This is a genomic window from Streptomyces sp. URMC 123 (genome assembly GCF_051386515.1).
In the GTDB taxonomy this organism is placed as follows: Bacteria; Actinomycetota; Actinomycetes; order Streptomycetales; family Streptomycetaceae; genus Streptomyces.
Genome location: NZ_JBPQTV010000335.1, coordinates 1 through 7,075, shown reverse-complemented (window position 1 = coordinate 7,075; position 7,075 = coordinate 1). Strand labels below are relative to the sequence as shown.

At 75.4% G+C, this 7,075-nt stretch carries 6 protein-coding genes; 1 reads left to right on the top strand and 5 read right to left on the bottom strand.

Annotated elements, in window-relative coordinates; genetic code table 11:
• Positions 1 to 140 precede the first annotated feature (140 nt).
• Complete coding sequence (locus ACSNOD_RS26505; RefSeq protein WP_436769585.1) at positions 141 to 935, bottom strand: 2,3-dihydro-2,3-dihydroxybenzoate dehydrogenase; 795 nt, start codon at positions 933 to 935, stop codon at positions 141 to 143.
• 158 nt (positions 936 to 1,093) lie between these two features.
• On the opposite strand from ACSNOD_RS26505, the gene ACSNOD_RS26500 reads away from it, so the two are divergent.
• Positions 1,094 to 1,951 carry an ABC transporter ATP-binding protein gene (locus ACSNOD_RS26500; RefSeq protein ID WP_436769584.1) on the top strand — a complete coding sequence of 286 codons (858 nt, stop codon included), beginning with the start codon at positions 1,094 to 1,096 and terminating at the stop codon, positions 1,949 to 1,951.
• 27 nt (positions 1,952 to 1,978) lie between these two features.
• Here ACSNOD_RS26500 and ACSNOD_RS26495 read toward each other — a convergent pair whose 3' ends face one another.
• The 4 genes from ACSNOD_RS26495 to ACSNOD_RS26480 form a co-directional block, all read right to left on the bottom strand.
• Entirely contained in the window at positions 1,979 to 3,982 is a 2,004-nt protein-coding gene (locus ACSNOD_RS26495; protein ID WP_436769583.1) for a prolyl oligopeptidase family serine peptidase, read from the bottom strand.
• 4 nt (positions 3,983 to 3,986) lie between these two features.
• Entirely contained in the window at positions 3,987 to 5,303 is a 1,317-nt protein-coding gene (locus ACSNOD_RS26490; RefSeq protein ID WP_436769582.1) for a M20/M25/M40 family metallo-hydrolase, read from the bottom strand.
• Positions 5,296 to 6,129, bottom strand: a complete 834-nt coding sequence (locus tag ACSNOD_RS26485) for a M55 family metallopeptidase (protein ID WP_436769581.1) — start codon at positions 6,127 to 6,129, stop codon at positions 5,296 to 5,298. Before ACSNOD_RS26485 ends, ACSNOD_RS26490 begins: the two co-directional genes overlap by 8 nt.
• Positions 6,130 to 6,262: 133 nt before the next feature.
• The coding region (locus ACSNOD_RS26480; RefSeq protein ID WP_436769580.1) for an MSCRAMM family protein at positions 6,263 to 7,075 on the bottom strand (813 nt) is incomplete at its 5' end.

Sequence of the window (7,075 nt, the reverse complement as noted above, 5' to 3'; positions counted from 1 at the left end):
GTCCGGGGGCGGGCCGCCCGGCGCGGGTCCCGGGTACGGGATCGGGTTTCCCGGGTACGGGATCGGGTTTCCGTGGTCGGAGGCCGGGCCGGGGCCGGCCGGGGGCAGGGGCTCGTCCCGGCGACCGGCCGGGGCGCCCGCTACGCGCGCAGCGTCGCGCCGCCGTCCACGTACAGGTCGTGCATGGTGATGTGGCGGGCCCGGTCCGAGACGAGGAACGCGACCGCCTCGGCCACGTCGCCGGCCTCCGCGAGGCGGCCGAGCGGAATGCCGACGCGGTACTCCCCCGGGTCGCCGTCGATCACGCGCTGGGGCGCCGCCGCGTCGGTCCACAGCCCGCGCTGCATCGCCGTGTCCGTCGAGCCGGGCGAGACGACGTTGCAGCGGATGCCGGTGCGGGCGAGTTCGAGCCCGAGGCACTTGGTGAACATCGTGGCCGCGGCCTTGGAGGCGGCGTAGGCGGCCATCCGGGTGCGGGGCACCCCCGCCGCGTTGGAGCCGACCGTGACGATGCAGCCCGCGCGCCGCTCGGACATCCGCCGGGCGACGGCGCGGCACGTGTGGAAGACGCCGGTGGTGTTGACGGCGAAGGTCGAGGACCACTCCTCGTCCGTGAGGTCCACGACGGCCGCGGCGCGCAGCACTCCCGCCACGTTGACGAGGATGTCGATCGGGCCGGTCTCCCGCTCCACCTGGTCGACGACCGCGTCGACCGCGGCGGCGTCGGTGACATCGGCGTGGTGGGCGGTGAGGCGCTCCGAGCCGAGCTCGCGCTCCAGGGACTTGATCCCCTCGACACCGCGGTCGACGGCCGCGACGCGGGCGCCCCGCGCGACCAGGCAGCGGGCGACGGCCTCGCCGATGCCCTGCCCCGCGCCGGTCACCAGCGCGGTGCGCCCGGCGAGTTCTTGCTGTTCCACGGTGTTTCTCCTCATCACGGGACGGCACACGGCCGACGCTTAGGTAAGGCTAACCTAACACGACGCTCCCGCCGGATGATCACATGGGTCCGGTTTCGACTTAGGCTAGGCTCACCTTACTGATCACCGCCCGGGGCGCTCGCCCCTCCGCGCCCGGAAAGGCATGCCGCCCAGTGGAACTCGTCGTGGAACAGGTGCGGGCGGGCTACCCCGGCCACCTCGCCGTGGCCGGAGTCGACCTCACCGTGCCCGCCGGGCGGGTGGTCGCGATCGTCGGCCCCAACGGCTGCGGGAAGTCGACCCTGCTGCGCACCGTCGCCCGGCTGCACCGCCCCGAGTCCGGCTCCGTCCGCGTCGGCGGCGCGGACATCTGGGAGCTGAAGCAGCGTCAGGCGGCCCATCGGATCGCGCTCCTGCCGCAGGCCCCCGAGGCGCCCGAGGCCGTCACCGTGGCGGGGCTCGTCCGTTACGGCCGCCACCCCCACCAGGGGCTGTTCCGCCAGTGGTCCCGCGAGGACGAGCGGGCCGTGCGCGAGGCACTGGAGTCCACGGGCGTCGCCGAACTGGCCGGACGCCGGCTCGACCGGCTCTCCGGCGGCCAGCGGCAGCGCTGCTGGCTGGCCATGGTGCTCGCCCAGCGCACTCCGGTGGTGCTGCTGGACGAACCGACCAGCGCGCTGGACCTCGGGCACGCCGTCGAGGTGCTGACGCTGGTGCGTGAGGTGGCGGCGGCCGGCCGGACCGTCGTCATGGTGCTGCACGACCTGGCGAGCGCGGCCCGCTACGCCGACACGCTGGTCGCCATGAAGGCCGGCCGGGTGCTGGCCGCCGGGCCGCCCCGCGACATCGTCGACACCGCGCTGGTGCGGGAGCTGTACGGGGTCGACGCCGACATCCTCTCCGCCCCGGGCGACGGCTCCCCGGTGGTGGTGCCCACGGCCCGTACGGCGGCCCCGGCGGCCCCCGCCACCCCGGCGGCCTCGGGGGCCCCGGCCGCCCCAGCTACCCCGGCCGCCCACGTCGACCGCTGAGAACGGGGCGGCCGGCGGGCCGGCGGGTCACTTCTCCAGTTCCAGCCCCGGAACCTCGGACCCGGGGAAGCCGAACACCTCCGCGTAGAGGGCGAGTTCCGCCTCCAACGCCCTGACGAGCGTGTCCGCGCGGCGGAAGCCATGGCCCTCGCCCTCGAAGGCGAGATACGCGTGTGGGACGCCCCGCCCCGCCAGCGCCGCCAGGAACCGCTCGCACTGCTCGGGCGGGCAGATCGCGTCGTCCAGCCCCTGCAGCAGCAGGAATGGCGCGGTGAGCCGGTCCACGTGCCGGAGGGGCGAGCGGTCGCGGCAGCGCTCCGGCACCTCGGAGAAGGGGCCGATCAGCGTGTCGGTGTAGTGCGCCTCGAAGTCGTGGGTCCCGCCCGCGACCCAGGTGGTGAGGTCCAGAACGGGGTAGCGCATCGTGCCGCAGGCGTAGAGGTCGGTGGTGGCCAGCGACAGGGCCGTGGTCCAGCCGCCCGCGCTGCCGCCCCGTACGGCCAGCCGGGCCGGGTCGGCGGCACCCTCCTCGACCAGGGCCCGGGCCACCGCCGCGCAGTCCTCGACGTCGGCGATGCCCCACTGCTCCCGCAGCCGTTCGCGGTATTCCCTGCCGTAGCCGGTGGAGCCGCTGTAGTCCACCTCCACCACGCCGATGCCGCGCGAGGTGAAGTAGGCGACCTCCAGGTCCAGGGCCGGCGTCGCCCGGCCGGTGGGGCCGCCGTGGACCCAGACGGCCCAGGGCGGGCGCTCGCCGTCGGGGGCGCGGTGGCCGGGGTTGCGCGGCGGGTGGACATGGGCGTGGACCTCCCGCCCGCCGGGGCCGGTGAAGGTCCGCTGCCGGGACTCGGGGTAGTACGCCGGGTCCACCCGGTCCCGGTGCGCGGCGCCGATCACCCGGGCGTACCCGGTGCGGGTGTCCAGCTCCACGACCTCGGGCGAGGAGCGCGGGCCGGCCGCGATGCCGACGACCCTGCTGTCCTGGACGGCCAGCGAGGACTCCCAGTCGGTCCAGGGGCCGGGCACGTCCACGAGTTCGCCGCTCCGCGGGTCGAGGATGCCGAGCCGCGTGGTCCCCCGGCCGTGCACGACCGCGATCAGGCCGCTGGGCAGCGGGGCGAACCAGCGGGAGCCGACGGTCCACAGCGGGCCGGCGAACTCCTCCTGGCGGGGGCAGAGGTTGACGGCCCGGCCGTCGTCCAGGGAGACCCGGTGCACGTTCCACCAGCCGTCGCGGTCGGTGGCGGCGAGCAGACCGCCGTCGGCCGCCCACTCGGCCTGGGCTATGGACTCGCGCGCCCCGCCCATCAGGGTGCGCACCCCGGTGAACCGCCCGTCGGGGGTGACCTCGGCCAGCTTGAGCTCGGTGCCGTCCCACGGCATACGGGGGTGGTCCCAGGCGATCCAGACGGCGTGCCGCCCGTCGGGGGAGAGCCGGGGTCCGGTGAGGAAGCGGTGGCCGCCGGGTGCGGAGGCGTCGGCGGTCAGCTCCACGACCGCCGACCGGTCCTCGGCGGCGGACCCGTCGAGCGGCACCGCGGCCGCGACCCGCCGCACGTCGGAGGGGTGCTCGCCGGTGTGCTCCTCCAGCACGCACCACACCACGCCCCGCTCGGGGCGCGGTTCGGGGTCGACCCAGCGCAGCCCGGCGCCGACCGCCGACACCGGGGTGAGCGGCCGGGGCGCCGCGCCGCCCGGCGCGTCGGGCTCCCAGGCGTAGAGCCGCTGGTCGGCGAAGTGCACAAAGACGATCAGCGGTCCGCCCGTGGCGCGCGGCACCGCGGCCCAGGGCCGCCCGCCGTACTCCAGGACCCGGCTGCGGACGTTCCAGGGGGCGGGCAGGACCGAGCGCTCGGTGCCGTCCGTGCCCCGCCGGACCAGGGTCCGGCGGCCGTCCTCGGCGGGCCGGGCCTCGGTCCACCACACCTCGTCCCCGACGGCGCCCACGTGCTGCGGGTGCCCGTCGCCGGCCACCGCGAGCCCGGCGTCGATCGGGGACCGCCAGGCGCCGTACGGGGTCGTGACCGCCATGTCGTCATGCCTCCTGAAGGAAGTGGTCCAGCACGCGGACGCCGAAGCGCAGGCCGTCGACCGGCACCCGCTCGTCCACGCCGTGGAAGAGCGCGGCGTAGTCGAAGCCCGGGGGCAGTCGCAGCGGCGAGAAGCCGTAGCAGGTGATGCCCAGCCGCGAGAAGTGCTTGGCGTCGGTGCCGCCCGTCATGCAGTACGGGACGGCCCGGGCGCCGGGGTCGAAGAGCTCGACGGCCCGGCGCATCGCCGCGAACAGCGGAGTGTCGATCGGCGCCTGGAGCGGGTCCGCCCGGTGGTGGAACTCCCACTCCGTGTCGGGCCCGGTGAGCCGGTCGAGGGTGGTGACGAACTCCTCCTCGCCGCCGGGCAGCACCCGGCCGTCGATCAGGGCGCTGGCGCTGCCCGGGATGACATTGGCCTTGTACCCGGCCTTCAGCGCGGTGGGGTTGGTGCTGTTGCGCAGGGTCGGCCGAACCAGCGCGGCGGCCGGGCCGAGCTTGTCGAGCAGGACCTCGGCGTGGAAGTCCGGGGCGTCGGGGTCGGCGTCCATCCCGTGCAGCGCGGCGAGTTCGACGAGCGCGGCGCGCACGGTCGGGGTGAGCCGGACCGGCCACTCGTGCTCGCCGATCCGGGTCACGGTCGCCGCCAGCCGGGTGACGGCGTTGGCGTTGTTGATCTTGGAGCCGTGGCCGGCGGTGCCCCGCGCGGTCAGCCGGAGCCAGGCGGTCCCCCGCTCCGCCGCCCCGATGGGATAGACCCGCAGGTGGGGACCGGCGTGGAAGGTGAAGGCGCCCGACTCGCCGATGGCCTCGGTGCAGCCCTCGAACAGGGCGGCGTGCTCGGTGGCGAGGAACGCGGCGCCGTCCGCGGCGCTGTCCTCCTCGTCCGCCGTGAACGCCAGCACGATGTCCCGGCGGGGCCGTACTCCGGTGCGCGCCCAGCCGCGGACGACCGCGAGGACCATCGCGTCCATGTCCTTCATGTCGACGGCGCCGCGCCCCCACACCACGCCGTCGCGGATCTCCCCGGAGAAGGGGTGCACGGTCCAGTCGGCGGGCTCGGCGGGCACCACGTCCAGATGGCCGTGGACGAGCAGCGCGTCCGCCCCCGGGTCGGTGCCCTCGACACGGGCCACCACATTGGTCCGCCCGGGGGAGCGCTCCAGCAGCGTCGGCTCGATGCCGGCGTCCGCCAGGCGCTCGGCGATGTACTCGGCGGCGGGGCGCTCGCGGCAGTCGCCACCGCCCCGGTTGGTGGTGTCGAGGCGGATCAGATCGGAGGTGAACCGCGCCACCTCGTCCAGGGCCGTCGGGTCAGCCATACTCTTCCTCCACGGCGGACGAGGCGATCGTCGTCACCGCCTTGAAGCAGCGGATGCCGTCGTACATCGTCTCCGTGGTCCAGGCGACCCGGCGTTCGCCGCTGAGCTCCACGCCCGGCACCACGGTCGCCGCGCCCACCAGATGCTCGGCGTCGAATTCCAGCTCCATGGTGAAGGGGCCGGCGCTCACCGGCTCGCAGCGACCCGCCAGGGCGGTGGCCCGCTCTGCGGCGGCGCGGATGTCGGCCGCGGTGCGGGCCGGGGTGCGGCAGACCGCCGCGTACCGCGACACATAGTCCTTGACAGCGACCTTGAGGGCGGCGGGGGCGTAGTCCTCGGCGTCCCGGCAGGTGCGGTCGTCGCCCGTGACCAGCACGATCGGCACGCCGTACTCCGCGACGACCAGGGAGTTGAGCAGCCCCTCGCTGGCCCGGCGGCCGTTCACCCAGACGCCGGTGAGGGTGTTGGCGAGATAGGTGTGGGCCAGCACCCCTTCGGTGCCGGCGCCGGTGTGATAGCCGACGAAGGCGATGGCGTCCACATCGCCGTGCTGCACGCCCTCGACCATGCTGAGGGACTTGTGCCGGCCGGTGAGCATCTCCACCCGGTCGTCCAGCCGCTCCAGCAGCAGGTTGCGCATCGACCAGTGGGCCTCGTTGACGAGCACCCGATCGGCCCCGCCGTCGAAGAAGCCGGTGATCGCCGCGTCCACGTCGGAGGTGAACAGCGCCCGGCAGCGCTCCCACTGCGGTGTCCCCGGCAGCACATCGGCGGGCCAGGTGACCCCCGTGGCGCCCTCCATGTCCGCGCTGATGAGGATCTTCATGCCCCGTCACGTTACGCGGTCGCTCCCACCCGCGACAGGGCTGTGGAAAACTTCGCGCGCCCCGGCGTGGCGGGCGGGGCGGAGCGGCGATCGGGCGGAACGGCGAGCGGGGCCTCCGCCGCCGCGCCCCGCGTCAGGGGGCGCCGGGCGCGCCGTCGTGGCCGAGCTGGACGTCCCGCTCCGTACGGCCCCCGCTGGCGACCTTGAGCACCGTGGCGACCGGCGGATAACCCGCCGCGATGACGGTGTACTCGCCCGCCGACAGATCGACGAAGCGGAACGTGCCGTCCATGGCCGTGGTCATGGTGTCCACGACGTTGCCCGCCGCGTCCAGCAGGGTGACCCGGGCGTCCTCGACCGGCCGCCCGCCGGGAGCGCGCACGGTGCCCTTGAGCACGGCGCCGCCGGCGAGTTCGACATCCTGGCGGGTCTCCCGCGAGGACTGCACGACGACCGGCAGGGCGGCCGGGCGGAAGGCGGGCGCGCTGGCCGCGAGGGTGTACTCGCCCGCCACGAGCTCGTCGATGGCATAGGCGCCCTCGCGCCCGCTGCGGGTGGCGGCCACGACCTCGCCCCGCGCGTCGGTGAGCGTCACGGTGGCGTCCCGGACCGGGGTGCCGTCCGCGGTGAGCACGGCCCCGGTGAGCCGGCCGGCCCCACCGAGCACGACATCGAGCTCCACCGGCCGGTCGCCCACGGTCACGCTCACCGCCTGCGGCTGATGACCGCCCGCCGCGGCGATCAGGACGTACGAGCCGGCGCCCGGGGTGCTGAGCGCGTACCGCCCGTCCTCCCCCGAGGCACCGCGCCCGACCTGCCGGCCGGTGCCGTCGATGAGGGTGAGCGCGGCGCGCGCGACAGTACTGCCGTCGTGGTGCTGCTGACGAGTTGGGGCGGCAGCGAGTACGCCTGGACCTCCCGCACCGTCCTCGGGCTGGCCGCCGGC

Bases quoted from the DNA above. Each gene is read 5' to 3' on its own strand.
- ACSNOD_RS26485 (WP_436769581.1), bottom strand. From the start codon at position 6,129: ATGAAGATCCTCATCAGCGCGGACATGGAGGGCGCCACGGGGGTCACC.
- ACSNOD_RS26490 (WP_436769582.1), bottom strand. From the start codon at position 5,303: ATGGCTGACCCGACGGCCCTGGACGAGGTGGCGCGGTTCACCTCCGAT.
- ACSNOD_RS26495 (WP_436769583.1), bottom strand. From the start codon at position 3,982: ATGGCGGTCACGACCCCGTACGGCGCCTGGCGGTCCCCGATCGACGCC.
- ACSNOD_RS26505 (WP_436769585.1), bottom strand. From the start codon at position 935: ATGAGGAGAAACACCGTGGAACAGCAAGAACTCGCCGGGCGCACCGCG.